This window comes from Arthrobacter cryoconiti (genome assembly GCF_020905375.1).
Lineage (GTDB): Bacteria > Actinomycetota > Actinomycetes > Actinomycetales > Micrococcaceae > Specibacter > Specibacter cryoconiti.
This window is the reverse complement of the sequence record NZ_JAJJBU010000014.1, coordinates 1-25,958: the sequence shown is the minus strand read 5'-3', so window position 1 is coordinate 25,958 and position 25,958 is coordinate 1. Positions and strand designations below refer to the sequence as shown.

The 25,958-nt window shown below is 57.0% G+C and carries 28 protein-coding genes and 1 tRNA gene; 14 read left to right on the top strand and 15 right to left on the bottom strand.

Annotated elements, in window-relative coordinates; genetic code table 11:
* Positions 1-5: 5 nt before the first annotated feature.
* From LOH53_RS07610 to LOH53_RS07600, 3 genes are all read right to left on the bottom strand, one after another.
* Positions 6-926 (bottom strand): acetamidase/formamidase family protein, encoded by a 921-nt coding sequence (locus LOH53_RS07610; RefSeq protein ID WP_230067136.1) that lies wholly within the window; start codon positions 924-926, stop codon positions 6-8.
* 3 nt (positions 927-929) lie between these two features.
* Positions 930-2,366: an APC family permease gene (locus LOH53_RS07605; protein WP_230067135.1), complete on the bottom strand. Its 1,437-nt coding sequence runs from the start codon at positions 2,364-2,366 to the stop codon at positions 930-932.
* Between the two features lie 90 nt (positions 2,367-2,456).
* A complete protein-coding gene (locus tag LOH53_RS07600; RefSeq protein WP_230067134.1) occupies positions 2,457-3,356 on the bottom strand; it encodes a proline iminopeptidase-family hydrolase in 900 nt (299 codons plus the stop codon).
* A gap of 121 nt (positions 3,357-3,477) precedes the next feature.
* Between LOH53_RS07600 and LOH53_RS07595 the strand changes: the two genes are divergently transcribed.
* On the top strand, positions 3,478-4,296 hold the full coding sequence (locus LOH53_RS07595) for a FadR/GntR family transcriptional regulator (protein ID WP_230067133.1): 819 nt from the start codon (positions 3,478-3,480) through the stop codon (positions 4,294-4,296).
* A gap of 70 nt (positions 4,297-4,366) precedes the next feature.
* On the opposite strand, the gene LOH53_RS07590 is transcribed toward LOH53_RS07595, so the two are convergent.
* Positions 4,367-4,873, bottom strand: a complete 507-nt coding sequence (locus tag LOH53_RS07590; protein WP_230067132.1) for a COG4315 family predicted lipoprotein — start codon at positions 4,871-4,873, stop codon at positions 4,367-4,369.
* Between the two features lie 218 nt (positions 4,874-5,091).
* Between LOH53_RS07590 and LOH53_RS07585 the strand changes: the two genes are divergently transcribed.
* Positions 5,092-5,592 (top strand): sigma-70 family RNA polymerase sigma factor, encoded by a 501-nt coding sequence (locus tag LOH53_RS07585; protein ID WP_230067131.1) that lies wholly within the window; start codon positions 5,092-5,094, stop codon positions 5,590-5,592.
* On the top strand, positions 5,589-6,296 hold the full coding sequence (locus tag LOH53_RS07580) for a zf-HC2 domain-containing protein (protein WP_230067130.1): 708 nt from the start codon (positions 5,589-5,591) through the stop codon (positions 6,294-6,296). The genes LOH53_RS07585 and LOH53_RS07580 overlap by 4 nt, the downstream gene beginning before the upstream one ends.
* A gap of 17 nt (positions 6,297-6,313) precedes the next feature.
* Here the strand turns inward: LOH53_RS07580 and LOH53_RS07575 are convergent, their stop codons facing one another.
* The 4 genes from LOH53_RS07575 to arsB all read right to left on the bottom strand — a co-directional run bounded on the left by LOH53_RS07575 (position 6,314) and on the right by arsB (position 10,458).
* On the bottom strand, positions 6,314-8,023 hold the full coding sequence (locus LOH53_RS07575; RefSeq protein ID WP_230067129.1) for an ABC1 kinase family protein: 1,710 nt from the start codon (positions 8,021-8,023) through the stop codon (positions 6,314-6,316).
* A gap of 4 nt (positions 8,024-8,027) precedes the next feature.
* On the bottom strand, positions 8,028-8,570 hold the full coding sequence (locus LOH53_RS07570; RefSeq protein ID WP_230067307.1) for a PadR family transcriptional regulator: 543 nt from the start codon (positions 8,568-8,570) through the stop codon (positions 8,028-8,030).
* A 309-nt stretch (positions 8,571-8,879) separates the two neighbouring features.
* A complete protein-coding gene (locus tag LOH53_RS07565) occupies positions 8,880-9,329 on the bottom strand; it encodes an arsenate reductase ArsC (protein ID WP_230067128.1) in 450 nt (149 codons plus the stop codon).
* Between the two features lie 49 nt (positions 9,330-9,378).
* Complete coding sequence (gene arsB / locus LOH53_RS07560) at positions 9,379-10,458, bottom strand: ACR3 family arsenite efflux transporter (protein ID WP_326832752.1); 1,080 nt, start codon at positions 10,456-10,458, stop codon at positions 9,379-9,381.
* A 97-nt stretch (positions 10,459-10,555) separates the two neighbouring features.
* Here arsB and LOH53_RS07555 point away from each other — a divergent pair, with 97 nt between their 5' ends.
* From LOH53_RS07555 to LOH53_RS07530, 6 genes are all read left to right on the top strand, one after another.
* Positions 10,556-10,906, top strand: coding sequence for an ArsR/SmtB family transcription factor (locus tag LOH53_RS07555; RefSeq protein WP_230067127.1), 351 nt, complete (start codon positions 10,556-10,558; stop codon positions 10,904-10,906).
* A 226-nt stretch (positions 10,907-11,132) separates the two neighbouring features.
* Positions 11,133-12,839, top strand: a complete 1,707-nt coding sequence (aspT, locus tag LOH53_RS07550) for an aspartate-alanine antiporter (protein WP_230067126.1) — start codon at positions 11,133-11,135, stop codon at positions 12,837-12,839.
* Positions 12,840-12,860: 21 nt separating this feature from the next.
* Positions 12,861-14,456, top strand: a complete 1,596-nt coding sequence (locus LOH53_RS07545) for a bifunctional aspartate transaminase/aspartate 4-decarboxylase (RefSeq protein WP_230067125.1) — start codon at positions 12,861-12,863, stop codon at positions 14,454-14,456.
* A 181-nt stretch (positions 14,457-14,637) separates the two neighbouring features.
* Complete coding sequence (locus LOH53_RS07540; protein WP_230067124.1) at positions 14,638-15,060, top strand: organic hydroperoxide resistance protein; 423 nt, start codon at positions 14,638-14,640, stop codon at positions 15,058-15,060.
* 20 nt (positions 15,061-15,080) lie between these two features.
* Complete coding sequence (locus LOH53_RS07535; RefSeq protein ID WP_230067123.1) at positions 15,081-15,488, top strand: DoxX family protein; 408 nt, start codon at positions 15,081-15,083, stop codon at positions 15,486-15,488.
* A gap of 72 nt (positions 15,489-15,560) precedes the next feature.
* Positions 15,561-16,538 carry a zinc-binding dehydrogenase gene (locus LOH53_RS07530; RefSeq protein WP_230067122.1) on the top strand — a complete coding sequence of 326 codons (978 nt, stop codon included), beginning with the start codon at positions 15,561-15,563 and terminating at the stop codon, positions 16,536-16,538.
* Positions 16,539-16,550: 12 nt separating this feature from the next.
* Here LOH53_RS07530 and LOH53_RS07525 read toward each other — a convergent pair whose 3' ends face one another.
* Both LOH53_RS07525 and LOH53_RS07520 read right to left on the bottom strand, forming a co-directional pair.
* Positions 16,551-17,198 (bottom strand): class I SAM-dependent DNA methyltransferase, encoded by a 648-nt coding sequence (locus tag LOH53_RS07525; RefSeq protein WP_230067121.1) that lies wholly within the window; start codon positions 17,196-17,198, stop codon positions 16,551-16,553.
* A gap of 37 nt (positions 17,199-17,235) precedes the next feature.
* The gene (locus LOH53_RS07520) at positions 17,236-18,219 is read right to left on the bottom strand and encodes an oxidoreductase (protein WP_230067120.1); all 984 of its coding nucleotides are present in this window, start codon (positions 18,217-18,219) and stop codon (positions 17,236-17,238) included.
* Positions 18,220-18,269: 50 nt separating this feature from the next.
* Between LOH53_RS07520 and LOH53_RS07515 the strand changes: the two genes are divergently transcribed.
* Together LOH53_RS07515 and ilvA are read left to right on the top strand one after the other, a co-directional pair.
* Positions 18,270-18,671, top strand: a complete 402-nt coding sequence (locus tag LOH53_RS07515) for a MerR family transcriptional regulator (protein ID WP_230067119.1) — start codon at positions 18,270-18,272, stop codon at positions 18,669-18,671.
* A gap of 212 nt (positions 18,672-18,883) precedes the next feature.
* Positions 18,884-20,137 (top strand): threonine ammonia-lyase, encoded by a 1,254-nt coding sequence (ilvA, locus tag LOH53_RS07510; RefSeq protein ID WP_230067118.1) that lies wholly within the window; start codon positions 18,884-18,886, stop codon positions 20,135-20,137.
* Positions 20,138-20,396: 259 nt separating this feature from the next.
* Here ilvA and LOH53_RS07505 read toward each other — a convergent pair whose 3' ends face one another.
* A complete protein-coding gene (locus LOH53_RS07505; RefSeq protein WP_230067117.1) occupies positions 20,397-21,239 on the bottom strand; it encodes a helix-turn-helix transcriptional regulator in 843 nt (280 codons plus the stop codon).
* Between the two features lie 101 nt (positions 21,240-21,340).
* Between LOH53_RS07505 and LOH53_RS07500 the strand changes: the two genes are divergently transcribed.
* Complete coding sequence (locus LOH53_RS07500; protein WP_230067116.1) at positions 21,341-22,021, top strand: SDR family NAD(P)-dependent oxidoreductase; 681 nt, start codon at positions 21,341-21,343, stop codon at positions 22,019-22,021.
* Between the two features lie 159 nt (positions 22,022-22,180).
* On the opposite strand, the gene LOH53_RS07495 is transcribed toward LOH53_RS07500, so the two are convergent.
* A tRNA-Ala gene (locus LOH53_RS07495) sits at positions 22,181-22,253 on the bottom strand.
* Between the two features lie 92 nt (positions 22,254-22,345).
* Positions 22,346-22,609, bottom strand: a complete 264-nt coding sequence (locus LOH53_RS07490) for a hexameric tyrosine-coordinated heme protein (protein WP_230067115.1) — start codon at positions 22,607-22,609, stop codon at positions 22,346-22,348.
* A 101-nt stretch (positions 22,610-22,710) separates the two neighbouring features.
* Between LOH53_RS07490 and LOH53_RS07485 the strand changes: the two genes are divergently transcribed.
* Positions 22,711-23,130: a VOC family protein gene (locus LOH53_RS07485; protein ID WP_230067114.1), complete on the top strand. Its 420-nt coding sequence runs from the start codon at positions 22,711-22,713 to the stop codon at positions 23,128-23,130.
* A 496-nt stretch (positions 23,131-23,626) separates the two neighbouring features.
* The gene (locus LOH53_RS07480) at positions 23,627-24,760 is read left to right on the top strand and encodes an alginate lyase family protein (protein ID WP_230067113.1); all 1,134 of its coding nucleotides are present in this window, start codon (positions 23,627-23,629) and stop codon (positions 24,758-24,760) included.
* A 22-nt stretch (positions 24,761-24,782) separates the two neighbouring features.
* Here the strand turns inward: LOH53_RS07480 and LOH53_RS07475 are convergent, their stop codons facing one another.
* Positions 24,783-25,103: a hypothetical protein gene (locus tag LOH53_RS07475; RefSeq protein ID WP_230067112.1), complete on the bottom strand. Its 321-nt coding sequence runs from the start codon at positions 25,101-25,103 to the stop codon at positions 24,783-24,785.
* 135 nt (positions 25,104-25,238) lie between these two features.
* Positions 25,239-25,736, bottom strand: a complete 498-nt coding sequence (locus tag LOH53_RS07470) for a hypothetical protein (RefSeq protein ID WP_230067111.1) — start codon at positions 25,734-25,736, stop codon at positions 25,239-25,241.
* Between the last annotated feature and the right edge of the window lie 222 nt (positions 25,737-25,958).

Genomic DNA, 25,958 nt, shown 5'->3' with positions numbered 1-25,958 from the left:
GGCGTTCAGAGCACACTCTTGGGTAACCGATGTGTTGTCACCGCGCCGACGGGCGTCATGGGATGCAAAGGATCAGGGTCCTTTGAACCTGTGGGGCCACCAAGACGTGAATGGCCGACGGCGCTCATCACCGCGTATGCGTCGCCGCCGTCCCAACCGTGGTCCTGAACCAAGAAGCTGAACATGTCTTCATAGCCACGCTTGATACTCTCTTGCACCGGGGTACCCAACCCGACAAAGATCCACTCCTGAGCGGTTTCCACCCGTGGAGCGCGCAGGTTCATACCCTTCACCAGATCCACACTGACAACTGCAATACCTTCGGCCTCGATCGCTACAAACGACGATTCACCTTCCGCCATGATGGCGTGAATGTCACCAATTGATAAGTAAGCACCGTCCACCATGACCGGCAGGTACACGGTGGATCCGGGGCGGCACTCCGTGAGATCCATGTTTCCGCCCTGTCCGTAGCTGGGCATGATGGTGGAATTGGATCCGGTAGCTGGAGCTGTGCCGATGCATCCGATCATCGGCCGTGGCTCAAACGTGTGCCTCTGCGTCACGTGCACTCCGGCGTCGTCAATGGGGATGCGGCGGGCGAAGACTTCTTCTCCCATCACGTCCGCCAATGCCCCGGTGCCGGGGAGGCTGACGGACCAGCCACAATCCTTGAGGCGAATCTCATGGATGGTGACCGCCAGGCCATCGCCTGGTTCAGCGCCCTGCACATACACCGGTCCAGTGACTGGGTTGATCCCCACAGTGAGCTTGTCCATGTCACCGTGAAGATGCAATTGGCGATAAACCTCGTCGCTCGTTTCGAAGCCGATCAGCTCACCAGTACCGGGCTGGATGCGAAGAGCAGGGTTAGCAACGCAGGAAAAACCGAATTTGCCGTGTGTTTTGTCCAGGAAATGTTCCATAAGTTAGAGCCCTTCTCGCATACCAGTGGCAGGAATGTTTTCTGAGTTCAATTCTCCTTCACCGGAGAGGTCAGTCTTGCGCCCACTCTTCCGGTAGTAGGCGAAGACCACAGCGCCGATGATCAGCCAGGCAATGCCGCCAACCTTCGCGTCGATGTTGGCGTTGAGCAGCACGTAGCCGATGATCAAAAAACCGATAATCGGCACCACAAGGTGCAGCAGGAAATTACGGGACTTCTTACGCCACATGTAATGCACAATCACCGCTAAGTGCAACAACATGAAACCAAAGAGTGCGCCGAAGTTCACCAAGGAGGAGATCAGATCAATTTGGCCCACAAAAAACAGCACCAGAACTGCTGAAACAACAGACACCAGGAGAATGGCGTTCTGCGGCACTTGGCCATGATTGAGACGGCTGAGGAACTTGGGCAACTGCCTGTCACGGCTCATTGAGAACAGCAGCCGGGAAGTGGCGGCTTGTGCAGCCATGGCGTTGGCGATGCCCACGGCGAGCACATTCACCGCGAAGAACGCCGTCGTCCAGCCACTGTTGGAGGCAGCCTGGACGATCGTGAAGAATGCATTGCCTACTTCATCCTCTCCGAACGCCTCGCGGCCACCGGCAAGTGCGCTGGCGAGCCAGGTCTGCAAAATGAAGAGGAACGCCACGATGCACAATGCCAGCACCATGGCACGTCCCGCCGATTTACGTCCCCCGGATGCCTCCTCGGACAGGGTTGCGATTCCGTCGAATCCGAGAAAGCTAAGCACCGCAATGGAGAGCGCGGAGGCGATCAACGGTCCGGTGACTTTGCTCGAGTCCCATAACTGATCAATAGAAAATACGGCCCCGGGAACTGTCCCACCCGTCAGAGCAGTGACGGCAATGATCACGAAGATCACCACGAAAATCAGTTCGATTGCGAGAAAGACCCGATTGATCAGTTTCATCGAACTAACGCCCATGAGGTTAATTCCCGTGTTGATGGCCACGAAAACCAGGGCCCATACCCATCGTGGCGAATCCGGAAAAATGCCCACCATCGATTCTGCGGCGAAGACGTAGAGAAGCGTGGGCACCAGCAAATAATCAAGCAGGATGGCCCAACCGGCGAAGAATCCGGCGTTGGGATGAATCCCGCGACCCACGTAAGAGAATACGGAGCCGGCCAGTGGGATGGACTTTGCCATCTGTTGGTATGCCAGCGCCGTAAAGATCATGGCGATCAGCCCAATCAAATAGACCAGGGGCACCATCCCACCGGCGGCGTTGTACACCACCCCGAAAATAGCCCAGGGCGCAATGGGGACCATGAAAATCAGACCATAGACGAGCAGGTCTGCGGTGGACAATGAACGCTTGAGTTCTTGTTTATAACCGTATGCCTCCAGCTGTTGCTGGGGACTCAATTCTTTCGAATCATCTGCAGTTCTCATGGACGACGGCTTCCTCTGGGAGTGGTTGGACGGTTCAGGGCAGCGCCCTGCTTTAATGAAATTGCACAGCTCTAATGAAATTGCACAGCTCTAGTGATCTTGCTCAGCCAGAAAATCTGCGACAACCTTCCGGAAATTAGCTGGCTGTTCCAGATGAACGCAATGGCTCGCATCGGCGAAGACGTGGCTTAGCACGTTGGGGATCCCGTCGATGAACGGCTGCCAAGTGGCAGGAGTGGCTTCATCGTGCTCACCCGCCACCACCAGGGTTGGGACCTCTACTGCCGGGAGTTTGTCAATGATGCTCCAGTTGCGCAGTGTTCCCACCACATGGAACTCATTAGGTCCGTTCATGGTGTGGTAGACGGTCGGATCGGCCCCCATCTGATCTTCGCTCTCTTGAAAGTCCACTGGAGTGGGAACTGTTCGGCAGACGTGACGCCGGTAAAATTCTTCGGTGGCGCGCAGGTATGCGGGATCAGTAATGGTCCCGTTTTCTTCGTGCACGGTCAAGGTCTGTTGAACTTCGGCGGGCAGCTGCGACCTGAGCTCACTTGCGGCTTGCGTCCACAGCTCCATGGACGCCGGAGAGTTGGCGATCACCAGGCTTTTGAGGCCAACAGGTTGGCGGGTTGCGATTTCGGCTCCGAGCATTCCGCCCCACGATTGGCCCAGTAAATGGAAGGAAGAGAGCCCAAGCTGACTCACCAGATTCGTAAATTCGTCAACAAACAGCTGCGGGGTCCAAAAATCGGCCGGAGACTGCCGTAGATGGGTACTATTACCGCACCCAAGTTGGTCGTAGTGGATTACTGTGCGCCCGGTACTTGCCAGCTCTCCGAGGTTACGCAAATAGTTGTGAGCCATGCCGGGACCACCATGGAGCACTACTAACGGCAACGCCTCTGGGCGGGCAGCGTCTGGCTGCTCCATCCGAACCCACGTCTTGTAGTTGCCGAAGGGGACTAGTCTCGTAGTAACCGTAGACACTTGCACTCCTTTGTGTAGTCGTCACATCCGCAAGCGGGCCAGCCGCTGCTTGTGAACAGCATGACTGATAAATGGTCTCGAAGATAGACCATTTCGGTATTTGATTTGGATGGATAAAACGATGACACCGCGAAATCTGCCCACACAGCAGGCACAAACCGCTCAATCGCTCCCAGCGGGCACTCTCCCAAGTGCTCTTCCCGGCACCTTGAATTCGGTGCAAACGGTCACTACCGCTGTGGACCAGGTAACCGACCGGCTGATCACAGCAATGGCCATCGGAGAGTACCTCCCGGGATCCAGGCTGCCCGCCGAGCGAGAACTTGCAACCATGTTGCAAGTTGGGCGGATGACCGTGCGCGCGGCGATCTCACGGCTTGTAGACGGCGGCCTCCTCGAAACGACGCGGGGGCGCGGCGGCGGTTCTTTTGTTCGGCAGCAAGCCGGTTCAGACTCACACGCTTCGGTCCACCGGACACTGACGGCTAGATGGGACGCACTCCGCGATACGTGCGAGGCCGTGAGCCTGCTCCATGGCACCATTGCCCGAGCCGCAGCAAACAATAGAACTGACGCAGATGCCTCAATTTTGCGAGATCGACTGGAAGAATTCCGCGCCGCAGCCTCCGGTCAACCATCTCAAAAAGCCGATGAACGCCTGCATCTTTCCATCGCTGAAGCCGCTCACAACACCACCTTGCAGATAACGCTATTCGAGGTGGAATCAAGGGTGAGTATCGCCGCGCCGTCGCACCTCTGGGGCCTGCCTAACGGCATGCGGGAAATGGAAGCACGCGCGCTGGAAGACCATGAGAACTTAGTGGCGGCAATCTGCGAGGGCGACGTAGAACGAGCCGGAACTATTGGTACCGAACACGCCCAGATTGACTTCGAACTACTCCAGGCAGCACTCCGGGAAGCGAACGGGCCAACGATTTAACATGGTTCCTTAGAGAAACAGAATCTAAACATGGCTCATCCGCCTCCAGGAGGCGCAGGTACAGCGGTATCTAGCCAGCCAAAGTGCTGATCTTTTCTCCCGCAGGGCTCACTACCCACCAGACACCCTTGACTCCTTGACCTTTGATTTCCTTCGGTCCAGAGTCCTTGGAGAAGAGGTACAGCGGCAATCCATTGAGCGTAAGTTGCTGAGTTCCAGCCTCCGTGGCAATGCTCCCCGTCGTCCCGCTCACTCCGTCTAGAACGGGCGCACCGGAGCCTGCAGGAACCGCTGGCCACAGTGCCGGGCAATTACCCGTGCAGGCACTCTTGCCGGAATCCTTGACATCCGAGTCGAAAACGTAGACGGACAAGCCCTCGCCGTTGACCACGATGTCTCCAACTGTCGTGGCAGCCGTCTTCAGTTTCACCGGCGAACTAGTGCTAGAAGAGGTACTTGCACTCGCGGCACTAGATGACGTGCCGGCGTCCGGAGTGGCGCTTGAGGTGCTACAACCCGTCAGCACGAAGGCTGCCAGCGAAATCGCGGCCACGGTGGTGCTCACTCGTTTGTTCATGAAATCTCGTTTCTCTCTTGTCGACGACCCAGAGATATGTGGGTGGCTCACTAAAATTGCTTTGTCCGACGCGACTACGCCGATACGTCCTAAGACGCTGCCGCACCACTGCTTGGTTCATTCGTAGAGAAGATTCCAACAATTGAACTTTCCGCGGCCACTGTGCGTCTTACAAAGACAAGTTGTATTTGTAATCGACGACGACGTCAGGGTCTGCAATGCCATTGGATGAACAAACAGTGGAAGAGATATACCGGGATCATGCCCCGGCGCTGCGACGCTTCGCCGTGGGGTTCACAGCCAGCCGCGCCCAAGCCGAGGACGTCGTGCAGGAGACGATCCTGCGCACCTGGCAGCAAGCTCCAAAGATCACCACCAGCATGCGCAGCTACCTTTTCCGGACAGCCAGGAACGTCATCATTGACAATTTTCGTCGGCAGCAGCGCCGCCCACACCAGGTCCATTCAGCGGACGTGGAGCAGGTGAGCGTGGCCGTAGAGAATGTTGATAGGTTACTCACCAAGGTCTTGATGGAAGAAGCACTGGCACGGCTTAGCGTCGATCACCGAAACGTCATTATCGCTCTTCATTATCGCCGTTACACTGCCGTTGAAGCGGCCGTACAGCTCAGCGTCCCAGTAGGAACCGTAAAGTCCCGGGCCTTCTACGCCCTTAAGGCGCTGCGCAGCGTTTTAGACGAGATGGGAGTGGAAGCATGAGCGAAGAACCAACAGAGCACGCCAGACTGCACCACCTCGTGGGCGCCTATGTTCTCGGCGGCATCGAGCTGAACGAGCGGCACTTATTCGAACAACATCTGGACACGTGTACGCAATGCTTGGAAGAACTATCCTCGCTGCAGAATCTTCCCAAGCTCCTTGACGCCGTTTCCTTGGAGGACACCCTCGCACTAGTTTCGCCCGGCAACGCGGGCGTTCCTGCCTTTGGCAACCCGGGCGATGAGACAGGGACGGGGCCACTGATGAGAAAACTGAGTAAGCGCCGCCGTAACTCCCGCCGTCGCTCTGCAGCCTTCGTTTCTGGCGCCGCGGCGCTCTTTTTAGCTGTTGGTTATCTCACGGGATCGGCAGCGCAAGTGCCAGTAAAACCCGAGCTAAATTTTACGATCAGTACGGCCTCCGGCCCTCAGATCCAGCTTGGACTGATTAGAAAAGCGTGGGGAACGGAGCTTGCACTCGAAGGAAATGGCCTACCAGAACAGGGCGTTCTGTCCCTGTGGATCAAGGACAGATCGGGGCGCTATGACCGGGCCGCAAGCTGGAACGCCACGGCCCTGGGCCGGGCCGATGTGGTGGGGGCAACTCCGATGGCCATCCAAGAGATGCTCGACATCGAAATCCGTGACGGCGGCGGAAAGACTATAGCGATCATGTCTCCAGGTACCCAAAACCAAGCTTCGTAAATGCCGGCCGGGACGCCCTACCGGCGGCGTCCCACCCACAGTCCATTCAGCAGTGGAATTACGGAGGCGATCATCAGCACATTGCCTAGGACCAAGTCGTTGGATCGGACCATGGCTCCTGCAACGAGCACGACCCCGAAAATTACTGCCGATGTCAATCGTTGAGCCATGCGGTTTAGCTGGGCCACCGTCCGTTCCAACCGCGGACTGGACACTGCCAAGGAACCCTCGTCCAGGCGCGTGAGAAGCCCATCCACTCTTCTAGGCAGACGCCCTAACATTCCAGCAGTCTCAAGCGCCGACTTTGACACGTCCCGGATAATGTTGCCGCGTTCATCGCGTAGTAGCACGGCTGCAAAGGGCTCCACGGAATCCCACAGATTAAACTCGGGGTCCAGCGAACTACACACCCCAGAGGTCAGCGACATGGCACGGATGATGAGAAGAAAGTTCTCGGGCAGCTGGAACGGCAATGAGCGCACTACCTCGCCAAACTCCACACCAAAATCCGCAAATTCCCGCGGATCCACGTCACGAAGCTGCGAGAAACCCATCCCGCCAAACCGCGCGAAAAGCTCTGTCATGGCCCGCTCCAGCTCAGCTGTGTCTGCCGATGGAACCAGCACACCCATGCCGCGGATGGCCTCCACTAAACCTTTACCGTCACGCGAGGCGGCGGCAATCAACAGTTTACGCAACCCACTACGCGTCGTGGGCACAACCTCGCCCATCATGCCGAAATCGATGAATGTGAGCTTCCACGGATGCTCAGCGCCGGCATCATTGACCGGTGTGATAAAAATATTGCCTGGGTGTGGATCCGCATGGAAAAAGCCGTTGGTGAACAACTGCTCAAACATCACAGAGGCAAAAACGGGGGCAACTTGAACCGGATCGATGCCCGCCGCAAGCAGTGCCTTGGCATCAGTAATCTTAATCGCTGTGACATCTTCTAAGGTGAGCACCCGGCGAGTACACCGCTCCCAGACCACGCCCGGGACGCTCACTCTAGCGTCGTTGGCGAAATCGTCGGCAAAGCGTTCGGCATTGGCAGCCTCGTGCAGGTAGTCGATCTCCTCGAGGCTGGTCAGCGCAAACTCCTCTATCAAGGCAGGCACGTCCGCGCGATCAGAGACGACACGTATGCGGCGCAACCAGCCTCCCACTTTACGCAGGGCCGCGAGATCGACATCGACAATCGCGTCGATGCCCGGCCGCTGCACTTTCAACACCACACTCTGCAGGCCAGTGTCGGCGGCGTCTTGGGGAAGAAGCTGCGCTCGATGCGCCTGCCCCAGCGACGCAGCGGCGATAGCCGTTTCGTCGACAGAGGCGAAAACCCGAGTTAGAGGTGCACCCAACTCTGCCTCGGCAAGAGCCCGGATTGCGGGGAACGGGACCGCCGGGACCTCGTCCTGAAGTCCTTCCAATTCGGCGGTAATTTCCGGTGGAAGTACGTCAAGCCTGGAGGACATAAACTGACCGACTTTGATCATCAGCCCACCGAGGTCCACCGCAAGCACATGGAACCGCTGAGCGAATCGGCGCATCCTTTTGGGTCGGGATCGTTGCGAAATTTTACCCAGCCAAATACGGGGTAGAAAAAGCTCAAACCACCATGTAACCGCCAGATACCACGCCGCAAATCGAAGGATTCGTCGGTAGCGGGCACGCGTGTCCGCACCACCGGGGCGCGAATCTGCCCGACCGCGTTGAACCGACGTCACCCAGTCAGTCCTGGGCGAGGATTGAGTACAGTCGACGGCGTGCTTCGTCGAGGACTTTCACAGCCTCCTGAACTTGCTTTGCAGTACCGGTGCGGCCCACCTGAGCCGCGGCCTGTGCCAGTTCGACGCCGGCCTTGGGTAAAGCAGCAAACCCGCCACCCGTCGTCGACTCTGCTGACTCCCACGGAACTGAAGCTTCACTGCCAGCAACTTCCTCGCGGCCGGCGTCGGTCAGAGAATAGATTTTTCGGCCATTGGATTCTTCAGCACTGATCAGTCCTTCGTCGGCCAGCAACTGCAATGTGGGGTACACGGAGCCGGCACTTGGCTTCCAATTACCCCCACTGCGTTCCTCGATCTCGTGAATAATCTGGTAGCCGTGCATCGGTGACTCGGCGAGGAGCGCCAAAACGGACGAGCGCAATTCACCGCGAGCAGCTCGAGTGCCCGAGCGCTTTTCAAACCTTGATTTGAGGTCTTCAACGGCCTGCCACATGCCGTCCATATTGGTGGGGCCAAATCCGCTTGCCGGGAATGAATTACGCATCATGTTCTCCTTATGTCGGTTCGGGACAGTTCGTGACAAGCGGTCAGCTGGGCCGCCAGCCTGTCACGAACGATATACAACGATAGTTAACGATACATCTAGACTCCGGCGAAATCCATGGCTTGGGGCTGTGGGAAAGAATATTCAGCCGACGGCGAAAACATTGTGTTTCCCTGTATGGAAGAACCAAGACGAGTGCGCCAGGCGTCGGAATCGGACAAATTCACTACGACAGCACTGGCGGCCTCTTCAACCTCGCGATAGCGCCAACGATGGCAACAACAAGCAAGTTGCGATGCTGCCTCGCTACTACTCTGCTTGGCCAGGGGCGGGAAGATCAGTGGCTGGCAGGAGCTCTTCGATGAGAGTCATGACGCGCAATTTTATGCCATCTCGGATGGCCCTCACAGCATCGATCTCCTGTCCCGCGGGGTCCACGAATTCCCAATCCTCGTAGCGTTTGCCAGGGAAAATGGGGCACGTGTCCCCGCAGCCCATGGTGATCACTACATCGGATTCCTGCACCGCATGGGATGTGAGGACCTTCGGGATTTCCTTCGTCAAGTCGATCCCTTCCTCAGCCATAACAGCTACTGCCGCCGGGTTGACTGACGCCGAGGGTTGGGAACCAGCCGAGCGCACCTCAAGGTTTCCTGAGGACATAACACTCAGATAGGCGGCAGCCATCTGGGAACGTCCGGCGTTATGGACACAAACAAACAGGACAGAGGGCAACTTGGCATCAGGGGTGAGGGGCATGTTTCTATTCTCCTGAGAAATTATGAGCAGTCCGGCAGCCTGCCGCTGGCTAAGACGTGAAGTACCTTTTCCGCGTCCACAGGGCAACGTAGACGAGGGCAACCAGGACGGGGACTTCAATGAGCGGACCGACTACTCCGGCCAGAGCTTGGCCGGAGGTGACCCCGAACGTACCGATCGCGACGGCAATGGCCAGTTCAAAGTTGTTACCGGAGGCCGTAAACGCCAAGGTGGTGGTTTTGGCGTAGCCCAGTCCTAGTGCGCGCCCAATGACCATACTCACTCCGAAAACCACCACGAAGTAGACCAACAGCGGAACGGCTATCCGAACGACGTCCAGCGGTGCGGACGTAATGCTCTTGCCCTGTAAAGCAAATAGCAACGTGATGGTGAACAGCAAACCGTAGAGCGCCCACGGTCCAACTTTAGGCAGGAAGGAACCTTCATACCATTGCCTGCCTTTGGCCTTCTCACCAATGGTTCGGGATAGGAAACCAGCAAGTAGGGGGATACCAAGAAAGACAACAACTGAGAGCATGATCGCTCCGAAGGAGAAATCCGCACTGCTGACAGGCAGGCCTAGCAGGGCGGGTAATACCTGAAGGTAAATCCAGCCCAAGGCGCCAAAGGCAAGCACTTGGAAAACAGAATTGATCAAAACCAGTACAGCGGCAGCTTCCCGATCTCCGCACGCCAGATCATTCCAAATCATGACCATGGCGATGCACCGCGCCAGTCCAACAATGATCAGGCCGGTCCGGTACTCCGGAAGGTCAGGAACGAAGATCCAGGCCAGGGCGAACATGAATGCCGGCGCCAGGACCCAGTTCAGGACTAGCGAGGTGATCATGAGCTTGCGGTCCGCCACGACACGGCCAGTCTCGCTATAGCGAACTTTCGCCAGGACCGGGTACATCATGACGAGCAGTCCCACTGCGATCGGAAGGGACACCGAGCCGATTTTCACCGCATCCAGGGCCGTGTTCAGTCCTGGAATAAAGCTGCCAAGTAGCAGCCCGACCACCATCGCGAAAATGATCCACACCGGCAAGAACCGGTCCAAGGTAGAGAGCTTGCCCAGAACCGCAGCCTCTGCTTTCGGGGACGGGTCGGTGGTCCTGGTATTCAAAAGTCTCCTTGCGGCTGAACATAAAATTGATCGTTGTCGATACAAAGAGTATTGCCGCATATATCGACAACTGTCAATATATTGACATAATAGGCACATGGACACTGCCTTAGCGTTCCCGGCTGGCGAGGATCAGCTCTGTTGTGCACCGAGCGAACGCCCGGCTATCGACGCCGCCCACGCAACGAGTGCGGCACAAGTTTTGAAGGCATTCGCCGACCCGAACCGAATTAGGCTGCTCTCGATCGTCAAGGCGGGCGACGGCGGTGAAGCCTGTGTCTGCGATCTCACCGAGCCTCTCGATTTGGGTCAGCCCACTGTTTCCCATCACCTAAAGATCCTGGTCGACGCCGGACTATTGAAGCGTGAGAAACGTGGTACTTGGGCCTACTACTCTGTGGTGCCCGGCGCCCTCGAGCGCGCCGCGGCCCTCATCACGAACCTTTAGGCCTAGTACCGCGCCTGTTCGTCTTGGGACCACGTACACCCCACGCCGTGAATCGAGTTCTGGCACCGCATGAGGGAAGCCCTGTGTAAGAGAAGCCCTGCGCGAGGGACTTTCGACTCTGTTTTGATGTCGGCGTCAGTGATCAAATCGTTGGTGTGGCAAGGGATGCCTTGCCACACCCGATTGAGAGCATCCGCAGGTGCTTCTACGTGAACGAGGACGATTGATGGATTTTATCCGAGCGATTCTTACTGCTCAACCCTTGATAGTCCTGTTCCTCACCCTCACCTTGGGGTACCTTCTGGGGAAAATCAGAATTGGCACCTTCGTCCTCGGCGGAATTGCCGGAACATTGATCGTCGGTGTCATTATTGGGCAGATCGGCATCCCCATCGACCCGGGGATCAAGGGCATCTTCTTTGCCCTATTTATCTACGCCGTCGGTTTTCAGGGTGGCCCCCAATTCTTCCACGCCCTTAACCGCCGTTCCTTGAACCAACTCGTTTCAGCGTTCGTCATGTGTTTTTTGGGATTGTTGACCGTATTGGCGGGTGCTTGGATATTTGGTCTGGATCGGGGAATGGCGGCAGGGCTTGCCAGTGGCGGGCTAACACAATCGGCGATCATCGGCACGGCCGGTGACGCCATTGCGAAACTTGGCCTGTCATCAGATATCACCAAGACTATGCAGACGAATGTCGCCGTAGGCTACGCCGTGGCGTATATTTTCGGATCCCTAGGTCCCATCATTCTGGTCACCTGGCTCTTGCCTTCACTCAAACGCTGGGATATCAGGAAGGAAGCGCTCAAACTTGCAGCGTCCTTAGCTGGTGGACATCCAGAACTCGAACCTGGCCAGTTCAATGCAGTCCGTCCCATAATCACACGGTTTTTTCCCGTAACTTCCGGCGGCAAAGCGGAAGGCCGAAGTTCAATCGAGATTGACGCTGCGTTATCCGATGCCTCGATTGAAGCGATCATCCGCGGCGGGCTCACACAGACGCTCACTGATACAACAACCTTGATCAGTGGGGATGTCGTCGCCGTGACCGGAACCTCCGAGACCATGGAGAGCGCCCGCACCTACTTCGGGAGCGAATCCCAGGCACCTGCTGATTTTCAATTGGTGGAGGAGAGCAGGGAAATTATCTTAACAAACAAGGCGCTGGCGTCGCGGGAAATATCCGAAATACACGACCACGTGAATGTTGATACTCGTCACGGAGTTTTCCTGACCCAGGCCAAACGTATGGGCCGCGACCTTCCGCTGCTGGGCAAGCTACGGCTTAACCGAGGCGACGAACTCCATTTCATCGGACGTCCCAGTGATTTGGACCGAGTTGAGTCAAAGATCGGCTACAAGATCACTGCGGCGAACATTACGGACTTTATTTTCTTCGGTATCGGGATGGCAATTGGCTTGTTGTTTGGCCTGGTCAGCTTCAAGTTGTTTGGCATTCCGGTCTCAATTGGAAGCGGCGGCGGCTGCCTGATTTCTGGACTGATGTTTGGCTGGCTACGCAGCGTTCACCCCAGGTTCGCGGCCCTTCCGCTGGGTGCCTCCAACTTCCTGCGGGACTTCGGCCTTGCCGTGTTTGTAGGAATCGTTGGCATCACAGCCGGCCCTCAGGCTTTGACCGCCATCAGGGAATATGGGCTAACTCTCTTGTTCCTCGGTTTTGGCGTAACTCTCATCCCCCCACTCATTACCTTCTTTTTCTCCTACTACGTCTTGCGCATTCGTAATCCCATCGAAGCATTGGCGTGCGTAGCGGGCGGCCGCAGCGCTAACCCTGCCTTCGCCGCGCTGTTAGTCAAAGCAGGCAACGCCACCCCAGTGGTCTCCTTCACCGTCACTTATGCAGTGGCCAACGTGTTCCTGACCTTATGGGGTCCGATCATCGTAGGCATCATCACGAAAAACGCCTCCTAACTTGTTCCGAAAGGTTTTCTCATGTCAGAGCAGAACTTCAACAGCCTTGCCAATCTGAGCCCCTTCGAGCTCAAGGACAAACTCATTGCGGCCGCGTCCTCGGATACTGAACGGCTCATGCTTAATGCTGGCCGTGGGAATCCGAACTTTCTTGCCACCTTGCCCCGACGCGCTTTCTTGACCTTGGGTGAATTTGCTATCCGGGAATCCGAGCGCTCCTACTCTTTTCTCGACAGCGGATTCGGCGGATTACCCGAGCGGGACGGCATTGTCCAGCGATTCGAAGCTTTTGCCGCGCACCAGGACCACGGTGAGGGCGTCACCTTTTTGCGCTCTACTATCTCCTATGTCAAGGACAGGCTGGGGCTAGACCGGGATGCATTTCTCTATGAGATGGTGGGAGCGTTTTTAGGGTGCACGTACCCGACGCCGCCACGAATGCTCTCCCATACCGAAGAGATCGTGAAGGCATACCTGATTCAAGAAATGTTTGGGCCGTTGAAGTCCGACGGCGAATTTTCCATCTTCGCCACGGAGGGTGGAACGGCAGCAATGACCTATATCTTCCAAAGTTTGGCCGTCAATGCTCTGATTCAACCCGGGGATAAGATTGCAATGGCCACGCCCATCTTCTCTCCTTACCTCGAAATTCCTGTCCTGGCCGAGTATGGACTGGATATAGTGGACATCCGGATGGACCGCACTGCGGACTGGCAGTTGCCGGACGAGGAGATCGCTAAGCTCCTCGATCCAGCCATCAAGGTTTTTTGTCTCGTGAACCCGAGTAATCCACCATCGTCCAAGTTGTCCGATGCGGTCTTGGACAAACTGGCGGAACTGGTCAGTGCTCAACGTCCCGATCTAATCATTGTCACTGACGACGTGTACGGGACTTTCGCCGACGACTTCGTCTCGCTTTTCGCCAAGTGTCCCCGGAACACCTTGTGCGTTTACTCCTTCTCGAAATTTTTCGGGGCAACAGGGTGGCGACTCGGTGCCATCGCGCTGCACCACGAGAACATTATCGACGAACTTATTGCTGCCCAAACAGAGACCGAGAAGTCAGCCACGGATGCCCGCTACGTCACGCTGACAAGTGAGCCCCGCAAACTTGCGTTCATTGACCGTCTGGTTGCGGACAGCCGGGCCGTAGCGTTGAACCATACAGCCGGGTTATCGGGGCCTCAGCAATTGCAAATGGCCCTTTTTGCGCTCAACGCGCTGATGGACAGACTGGACCGATACAAGGACGCTGCGAAGCAACTCATTCGCCGGCGCTATCAAACGCTGTACCGAAACATCGGCGTCACCGCCGACTACCAACCAAACGACGTCAATTATTACAGTCTTATTGATCTGCAAGAGATCAGTAAGGAACTCTATGGCGCGCAATTCCAAGCCTGGTTTATAGAACAAGACATCGGTACGGCGTTCCTCTTTCGCTTGGCGGAAGAAACAGGGGTAGTCCTACTCCCGGGCAAAGGATTCGAAGTCGTCGATACTTCGGCCCGGGTCTCGCTGGCCAACCTGACCGGATTCCAATACGAAGCCATCGGGAAGGCAACCCGACGTGTCATCGACGAATACTATGAATCGTTCACGGCCACGCAACGCTGAATTAAATTGTCCACCATCAAGTTGTGCACAATCTACTTTTATGCGAGGATTTATAGATGAGTCACGGTGAGAGTTTTGCAGGAGAAGGCGCGGACCCTCTTCACCAGATAATTTGTTTGGCCTATCCGTAGTCTTTCCAGCTCACCTGGCCCAAATGCCAATCTAACGAAAGGTCCAACTAATGGGTCCCCTCTACACCGCTGAAGCCCTCTCAACCGGGGCGGGCCGAAATGGTCACGTACGAACCACGTCCGGAACAGTTGACCTTGATCTGGCAATCCCGAAAGAAATGGGCGGATCAGGCAACGGAGCAAACCCAGAGGAACTATTCGCAGCCGGATACGCCGCTTGTTTCCACTCCGCTCTACAGCTGGTTGCGCGCGAGCAGAAAGTCACCATCTCGGGTACCTCAGTTGGAAGCCGCGTGCATATCCTTCCCAATGATCAAGGCGGCTTCGTTCTCGCGGTAGCCCTTGAGGTTGTTATCCCAGAAATCCCTCGCGACCAAGCTCAGGCGTTGGCAGATGCCGCACACCAGGTGTGCCCGTACTCGAATGCCACTCGCGGCAATATTGAAGTCACCGTCAACGTCGTAGAAGACTAAGCCTCAAAGCAAGGAATCTCATGCACGGTTTCATCAACCTTCTTCGGACCATCAGCAGGCTCGCTCTCGGTGGGGTTCTACTGAGTGCCGGACGAGGGCATCTAGGTAAAAAACGCCAAGAATTCCAGGCCCAGGTTCCGGGCTGGTTTCCAGCATCGAAAGACGCCGTCGTCCTCGTATCCGGGGGCATTGAATTGACACTTGGCACGGCTCTTATCGCATGGCCCCAGCAAAAATCAGGTGTTGGACGGGCAGCAGCGGTGTTCTTCGCTTTGGTATTTCCCGGAAATATCTCCCAGCTCGTCACCAAGACCTCGGCTTTCGGACTAGATACAGACCGCAAGCGTGCCGTCCGTCTGCTCTTTCAACCATTACTCATCGCGTGGGCCCTTTGGTCCACACAGTCAGCTCGGCACACCAAATCTTAGAGTAGATGCGGTCAGTTACACACCCCCCGCGGACTGTTTTGGGTCCGCCCATAATCAAGGATTGAGAGCATCATGCGAGCTTTAGTGCATCACGATTTTGGAGATCCCTCCGAGGTTCTCACCGTCGAAGACATTCCTGTCCCTGACCCAGGTTCGGGTGAAGTTCGTGTTCGGCTACTGCTCTCCCCCATCCATAACCACGATCTCTGGACCATCCGCGGCACTTATGGGTTCAAACCCGAATTACCAGCTCGCGCGGGCTCCGAAGCCGTTGGTATCGTCGATGCCATCGGTGATGGTGTCACTGGCCTTAATGTGGGTCAACGGGTTGCCACGGGCGGCACTTTTGGGGTCTGGGCGGAATACTTCATTGCCAAGGCGGGTGCTTTGATTCCAGTAGACGATTCTATTTCTGACGAGGTAGCTGGCCAGCTGATTTCCATGCCATTTAGCGCTATCAGTCTCTTGGACTCGTTGAACCTGTCTTCGGGCGACTGGTTTGTTCAAAACGCCGCCAACGGTACAGTGGGGCGCCTCTTGGCTCAACTCGCTGCGGCGCGAGGGCTCAACGTTATTGGCTTAGTCAGGCGTGGCGATGGAGTGGGTGAGCTCTCCGAACAGGGCATCAAGAACATTGTTTCCACTGATTCCACTGGATGGGTCAATGAGGTAAGAGCGATCGTAGGCGACGCGCCTATTATTGCTGGCATCGACTCTGTAGGAGGCAGTGCAAGCGGGGAGGTACTTTCACTTCTTGCTGACGCTGGCACTCTGGTAGTTTTCGGTGCTATGCAATCCCCTGTGATGCAAATCGGATCTGGAGACATTATCTTCAAACAACTAAGCGTCCGCGGTTTTTGGGGAAGCAAGGTCAGCGCATCTATGCCCTGCCAAAAGCGTGGTGCACTGCTTGGCGAACTAGTTGACTACATTGGCAGCGCAGTAATAACGCTTCCGGTGGAAGCCAGCTACTCGTTCGACGAAGCAAGGACTGCGGCAAAGGAGAACTTAACTCCCGGCCGCGTAGGGAAGATTGTGCTACATCCGTAGTCCTACGCTTGCCTAGTTCCGGGCACGCGCGATCAAATACGCCTGGGGAGTGTGCTCGTCTTTATCGGCTTCCCGGACCAGCCGAGCCTCGATGGCAAAGCCAGCCGATTCTAAGAGAATTTCGATTCTCTGTGGATCCATCAAGAAAGCGTCCAGATTGATCGCGTGTCCATAGGCGTGCTCAATGTGCCGTTGAGTGTCACCTACTTGGAAAGCGAGAAGAAGGAATCCTCCCGGTATTAGGGCCCTGGCGAAGCCGTCGAAAACATCACGACGGCGTTGGGGTGGAGTGTGGATGAGCGAATACCAGGCGAGGATCCCACCCAACTCCCCCGGAGCGGCGTCTAGCGCTTCCACAGTTCCGACGGCAAAATTGATCGATGGATAGGACCTTCTCGCAACCTCAACCATGCCAGGCGAAAGGTCAATTCCGCGCACACTCACCCCGCACGAGTCCAGATAGCCCGCAACTCTTCCAGGGCCACAACCGGCGTCCAGCACTGTTAGATTACCCGTGCCGCGGACCCGTTCAGCAAAGATAGAAAGAACACCCCTGTCATAAGGTTTCTCCGCCATAAGGCCGCGCAATAGTTGTTCGTAGCTCACTGCTACGGCGTCATACGCGGCCCGAGTCCGTGTGATATCACGAGGTTCATTCATAGCTCCGATCATAAGTGCGGCATGACAGTGAGGTGACTCAGTCCGCGAACGGGTTTAGCCCAGTCGCCTTTACGGAAAGAGCGAACAGGCGATCTGCGGCGTCCATGTCGATAGCCCATTTTTTAACGCCTCCCGTTGCCAGTGACCCTTGCGCTTGCGCAGCGAGACCCAAAATGGAGCAGTCTTCGCAATACACCCCGCCGCGGTCTACCAGCTGGGGGGCGGTTGCAGCCCACAAGGCTGTCGCAGCTCCCTGAGCCGGGGTCTTGAACATTTCGTTCGGTTTGCCGTCTGCGTCAACCCACTGCCGTTTGATGAGTTCTTCACGAGACATGTGCCGCTGAAGCTCCGTCATGATCCCGCCCGGGTGTACGGAGAATGCGTGGACGCCATGCGAGGCGGCGCGGGCGTCGAGGGCAACGGCAAATAGCGCGTCGGCCGTCTTGGACTGGCCGTAGGCGATCCATGGATCGTACGGCGTGTGTTCGAAGTTAATGTCATCAAAGTTGACCGGCGAAAGGTAGTGCCCCGTTGACGAGTAGGACACCACGCGGGCGCCGTCACTTAGCAGTTCAGCTACCCCCGCAACGAGGGCAAAATGACCTAGGTAGTTCACTCCGAACTGCGATTCCCATCCCTGGGGTGTGAGCGAGTACGGCGAGGCCATCACCCCTGCGACGTTGATCATGATATCGATCGCGGTGCCATCTTCTCGAACAGATTGGGAGAATGCGGCGACCGAATCAAGATCACCAAGATCCATCGCCGTGACGGTCACCCCGGCTAAACCGGCAAGGGCAGCCCTGGCGGCGTCCGGTCGTCTAGCGGGGACTATAACAGCAGCCCCCGCGACGGTTAACGCCTTCACCGTCTCGATCCCGAGACCTGAATAGCCGCCCGTGACAATGGCGGTCTTTGACGCCAGGTCCGAAGAGGAGAGGACTTCGGTGGCTGTGGTGCGATACCCGAACGCGGTGGCAAGAGGCTGCTGGCGGACGATCATGTCTTCTGTTGTAGTCATACCCAACAGGCTACGATTTAGAGTGCACTCTAGGTCAAGGGGATGGTTTCATGGCGAACAATGCGGCTTTAAGCAAGCGAGACAACACGATCGGAGAAATGGCCGATCTTTCCGGCTTGAGTGTGCACACCCTGCGCTGGTACGAAGCTCAGGGCTTGTTCCCTCGGGACATTCGAAGAACCCCAGGTGGTCAGCGGATATTCGATACGGACGCTGCGCTCTGGCTAATGTTGCTGACACGGCTCCGCGAGTCTGGCATGCCGGTAGCCGACATGGCTAAATACTCCGACCTGGTCCGTGCAGGCGATGGAAACGAGTCCGAACGGATTGAGTTGATGGAAGCCCACGCCAGTTCTCTCGACACGAAGATCGAAGAACTGATCGCCTACCGTCAGGTCATCCGCGACAAGATCGTGTTCTACCGCCAGGCGCTAGTGGAAAAACCGCTCTAGAAATTCTAGCCTTTCAGCAAAAAACCCAAACGGTTCATGCTCCCCGTCGTGTCTGAGCTAACCATGCCGGAGCAGTATGTCCTATGGTGAGAGAGATTGCTCCCGAGTGAGGTGAGCAGGTCAAAGACGACCAGGCCGACCACGCTTCACGCAAACGGGCTGGCTACTTTCCTCTCGGGACTTTAGCTTGTTTCAAGTGAAGGAGTCTCCGTATGAGTGCATTAGAGCCGGTCAACGACGATATTTCCCCGATCAGCCTCGCCGATATTGAACGTGCCAGAAGGTTGCTCAACGGGGTGACAGCTTACACGCCAATAGAGACCAGCTCATCACTGAGCGCAGTTGCGGGGACATCGGTTTTTCTCAAGTGTGAGAACCTACAGCGGACGGGCTCGTTTAAATTGCGTGGCGCGTTCACGCGGCTCTCTGCACTTAGCGAGACGGATCGCAAAAAAGGAGTGATAGCAGCAAGCGCTGGCAACCACGCCCAAGGTGTGGCCGTTGCCGCCCGAGAGCTCGGGATTGATTGCATCGTCTTTATGCCCAATGGTGCGGCACTTCCAAAAGTGACTGCTACCCGCACCTATGGCGCCGAGGTACGCCTGGCCGGGGAAGATCTAGCAGAATCCATCGAGTTGGCACAAATCGAGGCAGCCGAAAGTGGACGTGTTTTCATCCCACCGTTCGATCACGTTGATATCGTTACCGGCCAGGCCACCTTGGGTCTAGAAGTCCTTGAGCAGGTCCCACAAGTAGGCACGATCCTTGTCCCTACGGGAGGCGGCGGGTTGCTCGCAGGGGTTGCCATAGCAGTGCATCTTTCCGGCTCCCGAGCACAAGTCGTCGGGGTACAAGCTGAGGGTGCAGCCGCATTTCCGGCGTCGTTGTCCAAGGGAGCGCCGGTGCGTCTGACTCAGATGGCGACCATCGCCGACGGGATCGCGGTGCCTGAACCTAGTGAGTTGACTTTAGGAATTGTGCGCAAGCACGTCGCTGAAATTCGCACGGTGACCGAAGAGCAGATCGGCGAGGCCATGCTGTTCCTGAGTGAGCGAGCCAAGCTGGTTGTGGAGCCTGCCGGTGCCGTTGGTGTTGCCGCTCTCCTCGCCGGATCGATTGGTTTGGAGGGGCCAATCGTCGTCGTCCTGTCAGGCGGAAATGTCGATACCTTGTTGCTGAATCGGGTGCTGCTGCACGGACTCGTAGTGGCCGGGCGATTTATGGAGATGATAGTCCGTGTGTCCGATCGGCCCGGTTCACTCGTCAAGCTCCTCACCGCCCTGGCGCAAACGGAATGCAACGTGGTGAGCGTTGAGCACGACCGAACGAGCACCGGGCTCGCGGCAACCGATGTGCAGATCGCCGTCAAGGTCGAGACCAAAGGTCAGGACCACAAAGCGGAGATCATCGCAACGCTTAAACGACTCCAGTACGACGTCGCGTTTCCGGCAGTTGAAAAAGCTTGACGGCTATTTCAGGGACGCCGCAGGCAAACTGTGGCGGCACTGTCCGACGGAGCCGACACTAGTTTTGGGCGAGCACTCACCTCTGCCCTAAGCCCCGTGCAGATGGAACGTGTTGGAGCCAGGTGAGCACCGCGAGTACACGTCTGCGCGTCGAGCCCGAGTCGTCGGGTCCCCCAAACTCCCTCACTCTCGGGGTGCGGGGGAAAAGGGCTGCGGCACCAATACCATGAGTTGTACAAGTGTCCGCCTGCCGGAGGCACTATACGGGTGTCGTTGTGAGCGTTTGGAGTCCGGTGACGCGCAGGAGATCAAGTTTGGCCTCATCCGCGCTGTTCGGCGCGACTGTGTAGACGACGATCCGCAGATCGCTCCCTGGCGCGAGCAGTACATCACAATCGACGGTGATGGGCCCCGCCGGGGTGTCGGTCACCGTCTTTCGACTTGATCGGTGCTCCGCAATCCTAGCCTCCGCCCATCGGCGCTCGAATTCGGAGGACTCAGCCCGCAAATGCCTCACAAGCCGTGCGAGAGCGCGATCGCGGGGGTAACGGCCGACCGCTGAGCGGAGATCGGCCGCGAGATCGCTGGCGAAGTCTTCCTCGTGCTGGTTGTCGAAATCAGTTCCATCATGACCGATCATGAAATGCCGCCACACAAGGTTTCGTTCCATTCCGACATACCGCGACGGATCGCCGTTCAGTGCGGCCCACAGGGGATTCCATAAGACGATGTCGTGAGTGGCTGTAAATACGGCCATGGGCACGTCGCGCAGCCGGTCGACGATGCGTTGCACCCCTGGGCTGATGTGTTGCGGTACGACGTCGGCGGACGGTGGGGCAGCCCCGGCGACCCTATAGAGGTGGTCGCGCTCGTGATCACTGAGGCGCAGTGCGACGGCAAGAGCTCGAAGCAACTGTGCCGATGGGTGCAGTGCCCTGCCTTGTTCGAGGCGCACGATGTAATCCACGCTGATTCCTGCAAGTGCGGCTAGCTCCTCACGTCGCAGGCCGACGCTCCGCCGTCCAGAACCTGCCGGGAGACCAACGTCCGCCGGGCTGACCCTGTCGCGCCAGGATCTTAGTACGCTGGCAAATTCGTTCATGCCCCCATCATCCCTCACAACCGTCTCTGCAGGGTGGTACTCCCAGTCCTCCTGTTACAGAGGGCCTGTGCAAAATAATCGTACAGATGCACTATTGACTCATGACAACAACTTTCATCACCGGAGCCAACAAGAGCCTTGGTCTCGAAACCGCCCGTCGACTGCTCGAAGCCGGCCATACCGTCTATGCTGGCATGCGAGATTCAGCGAACGGCGACGCGGTTCGCGCACTAGGCGCCCACGTCGTTCAACTCGACGTCACCGATCAAACCAGTGTCAACACAGCACTCGGTTCCCTGCCCGAACTAGACATACTCGTCAACAACGCAGGCATCCTCGGCACGTCGTTCGGTGTCGAGGATCTTACCCCGGAAGCAATGCAAAGCGTCCTCGACACCAATGTGCTCGGCATCGTCCGGGTAACCCAGGCTGCGCTGCCTCTCTTGCGCCGATCGGCCCGCCCGGTCATTGTCAATGTCTCTTCGGGTGTCGGCTGGCCACGATTCTTGAGCACCGAAGGGCATGACGAATTTCCCGTTCCCGCCATCCCATACGCGGCATCGAAAGCTGCCGTCATTGCACTCACTGTGCAATACGCGAAGAACCTGCCATCTTTCCGCATCAACGCGAGCGATCCCGGATATACCGCCACGGATTTCAACGGTCATGGTGGCCACCAAACAGTGACCGAGGGCACGGATGCAACGGTTAGGCTTGCCTGCGTGGATGCAGACGGCCCAACTGGGGAATTCCACAACCGGAACGGACGAATCGACTACTGACCGGTGCCGTTCAGCAGGTCTTGCTGTTTGACCAGCTTCTACTCGTTTGAAACGCGGGTCTAGGAGACACCAACCCCTGACGCTGAACAAATAAGGGCTCCAAAAAACCAAGGGCTCTCCGACCCAACGTTTCCGTGGATTGGAGAGCCCTTCAACAGGTGGAGCTAAGGAGATTCGAACTCCTGACCTCTTCGATGCGAACGAAGCGCGCTACCAACTGCGCCATAGCCCCGTGACGCCAGCATGGCCGTCAGCGCTTCTAGGTTATGCCTATCAACACCAAGATTCCAAACCGACATACCAGAAACTGACGTGCCGTTTGCCCTACTTGCGCCAATACTTGTTAGCCGCGGCAACGGTCGCGAACTCAATCGCGACCACATGGGCTGCACCCGTGAGCGAGTCTGCACTTGTGGAATACTCGGGACGCAAAGACTTGCGGACCTCGGCGTCGGGCTGGATAGCACCGATACTCTTGCGAGCCATGAGCATCGCCAGCGCACGTCCCTCTTCAGGAGTTGCCGTGATCAATGTTCCGCCGGGAATGAGTTCCACCGTTTCGCCTTTGTTCGCGCCGTAAGCAGCCATGAGTGACTTGAACCTCAGGGTACTCTATTTATTCAGCAAATAAAGTGAAAAACAGATGCCCGCCGTTGGCACCGTGACGCCCGTGGTGGCAGGATGCGACTATGACCATCTCGACGAATTCCATCAATCACATCCGTCTAACAGTCACGGACATCGATCGCTCCCGGGCATTCTACGAAGCGCTCTTCGCCTGGCCGGTTGCTATTGAAATGCCAGCGGATACGCCCGCCGCGGAGCAAGGCCGCTTCGACTTCCTCTACGGTGGAGTCATCTACAACATTGGTCATTCACTGCTGGGACTGCGTCCCGTCGCAAAGGACGCCTTTAGCGAAGACCGCACCGGTCTGGACCATCTCAGTCTCACTGTGGACTCACTCGATGAACTTACGGCGGCGGTCGTTCTGCTGGAGAAAGCTGGAGTTGCCCATAGTGGCATCAAAGACATCGGCGAAGCCAACATTCTCGAGTTTCGGGACCCCGACAACATCGCGTTGGAGCTTTTCGCAGCTAAAACGCAGTAGCTAAGCGGGCAGGCAGCAGCGCCACCTTGATGCAGTAAAAGTTTCCCGTTGGCTCGGCTCAGCCTGAGGGACGAAAAACACAGTCACAGTGCCCTGGTGACATTCATTTGGCAGCAGATGCGGGTTTCGCCCCGATTCATCCGCATCAGCTGCCAAATGAAAATATCGAATCGTCTCCAACCGACGTGTAGGTTCTCACGCTGGCTGTCAGTGTTCTCAGACTCATGTCACCAGCCGTTACCTGGTTGTAGTCGTCACCAGAGCTAAGACTCCCGTGTGGCCGATGCTCCGGGTCTTACTCAAGGGAACCTTGTGCGGGACAATCTGAGGGCAGTCACTCCGCCGGGTCCTGGTGGGAGTGTGTTGTCCGCCTGAGCATAAGCCTTCTGAACAGCCAGAGCATCTAGACTGATCCTCGCGTCGGTCCGTCGATCGATGCCCGATGCGAAGAGAACTGCGGTGTGTAGGCTGACACGGTCGTGAGGTAGGAAGCAATTTGAAGGATATAGGGCGTCGTATAGTTTTGGGGCTGGCGGGACTGGTCGTGTTGGTTGGCGCGTCTGGCCTGATGGCGGGGTGCGCTTCGCCGATTTCGCCGTCGACCTCATCCGCTGGCTCAAGCGCCGCTTCGCCGTCAAGTTCCGCCCAGCCCGGTGCCCTGTTCCTGTTGAGTTCGCAAGAAGCCGCAGCCCTCAGGGGTGAGGAGAGCCGCTTTGGGTCGGTGATCCAGCGCTGTGACAGGCAGGCTTCCCAGTCGCCACACCCGATCGCAACGCTGGCTTTGGACCCGCATTACACCGCATCGGGTGTCGACGCCAGCTCACATCAAAGCGACCCACTGGCTCCTGACGCTCAGATGGCTTATCGGGATGGACTGTGCTTTTTGGTGACAGGCGAGGCCCGGTATGCCACGCACGCCCAGTCGATCATCGATGCCTGGACGAAGACTCTGACAAGTGCGCCGACCCTTCAGGGTAAAGACGCGATCAATTTCGATATGCCGTATATGATCGGTGCCGCAACCTGGGTGCGTGGAGCCAACAACTGGAATCCGTCGGCGTTCGCATCGTTCTTGCAGGGGGTGGTGTTGCCGAATGCGGAACTGACCGATCCGAACAATCATGGGATGTGGGCTGTCTTGATGGAAGCGAGTGCAGCAACATTCACTGGCAATCATGCTCTCATGGGCTCGGCGCAGAACCGTTGGGCGCAGATTCTCCAGGGCGAGGTCACCTCTGATGGGTCGATGCCGCGTGAGGCCGCACGCAGCGACACCAACAATTATCGGGGCGGCCCGGACGAGGGCATTAAGGGAATCGACTACACGCATTTCACGCTGGAGCCAGCCAGCATGTCGGCGAAACTGTTCGCCGATGCAGGTCTATCCGTGTGGCAATCAAGCGGTGGTCAACTGCTTCAGAGAGCGTTTGCGACCGCTGCCGGGTGGACGCTAGACCCGGCATCGTTCCAGTATTTTAGGGGCGAGAAGAGCAAGCTTATCGGGGTCGAAAACGCCTCATACTTTCCGCTGCTCCTTAAGTACTACACCAACGCCGATGCCGCCCGGGTAGTCTCCGACGGGAGAATCAACGCCGACGGGTTCGAACTCGCCGCGTTGTTCGCGAACTGAACCATTACCGGTCAGCGAACCTCTATAAGGACGTGACGTTTTGTGGGTGGCGAATCATAGCTTTGCGGCTGTCCGGCAACAGCAGATGGGTAGCGATGGCGAATATGATTCCCAATGAACAAACTAGGCTTGTGACGGCGAGCAGCGTGATGCCCAGCCCGCCCACGATGCCGATGTAATAGCCTCTAGTTACATCATTACCGGCATAACCACCGGCTGCTTCATACAAGACGACGGCACTACTCTTCTCCAAGGATTGCCAAATAACCGGAACAAGACCGCCAGACACGAGCAGGATATTCACCCCGAGCGCAGCGATGCGGGCAACCGACGCGATAGGCATCTAGTCCCTGTCGCTTAGCGAACCACAAACTTTTCCTTTGTCTCCAGAAGCTCTCATGATTCATCCAAACACGGCAACGCTTGTCTCTTCACCCGCCCGGAGGCGAAACGGCTACTGGGACGGTCGGGCATATGATCAGGGGCAGGTCTTGCCGATTGGGATGTTGATGGTCTGGTTCGTTTGGTCCGTCGTCACCTCAAGGGGAACGCATCCAGGTTCCTTGAGCCAAAACCCGCCGGGGTAGACAAGCCAGTTTGCGTTGGCTTGCGCGGATGTACAACCGGCGATTACTAATTCGTCGGCAAGTGTATACCCGGAATTTGACCAGCCGATCTTCATCCTGCCGCGCATCTCTGCGGGCACGCTCAACATGAAAGCGGTGCCCGCCTTCATGACGAGGCCCATCTTTTGGAATTGGAACCCATCGGAGGTAACTCCGGCGCTCCACTGGTTTGGGTCGATTCCGGTAGAGGCCGTGTTGATGGAGAGGACTTCCGGTACTCTTGGTTTTTCCGCCCCCGCACCAAGATCGGCTGCTGTTTGCCCGATACCGATGGGGTTGTCGCATTCGAATTGAAATGCGGTTCCGTCGGCATGCGGACTAATTTCAGAATCCCGTGACGATGCGGACACGCTTGATGAAGGTTCGGGGATGGGGAGAGTGGACTCGCTCGTTTGCTGTGGGGCCCCGGTGCACGCGGACAGTGCGAACAAAGGAGCAGTCGTACAGGCAAGAATTGTAAAACATCTATGACCACGCCATTTGATCCCCATTCAAGAAACATAGGGCAGAAGCTAAGCGCTGACAAGGGGCTCTTCGTAATTAGGCATGGTTGGTGGGTTTGATCCGGTACG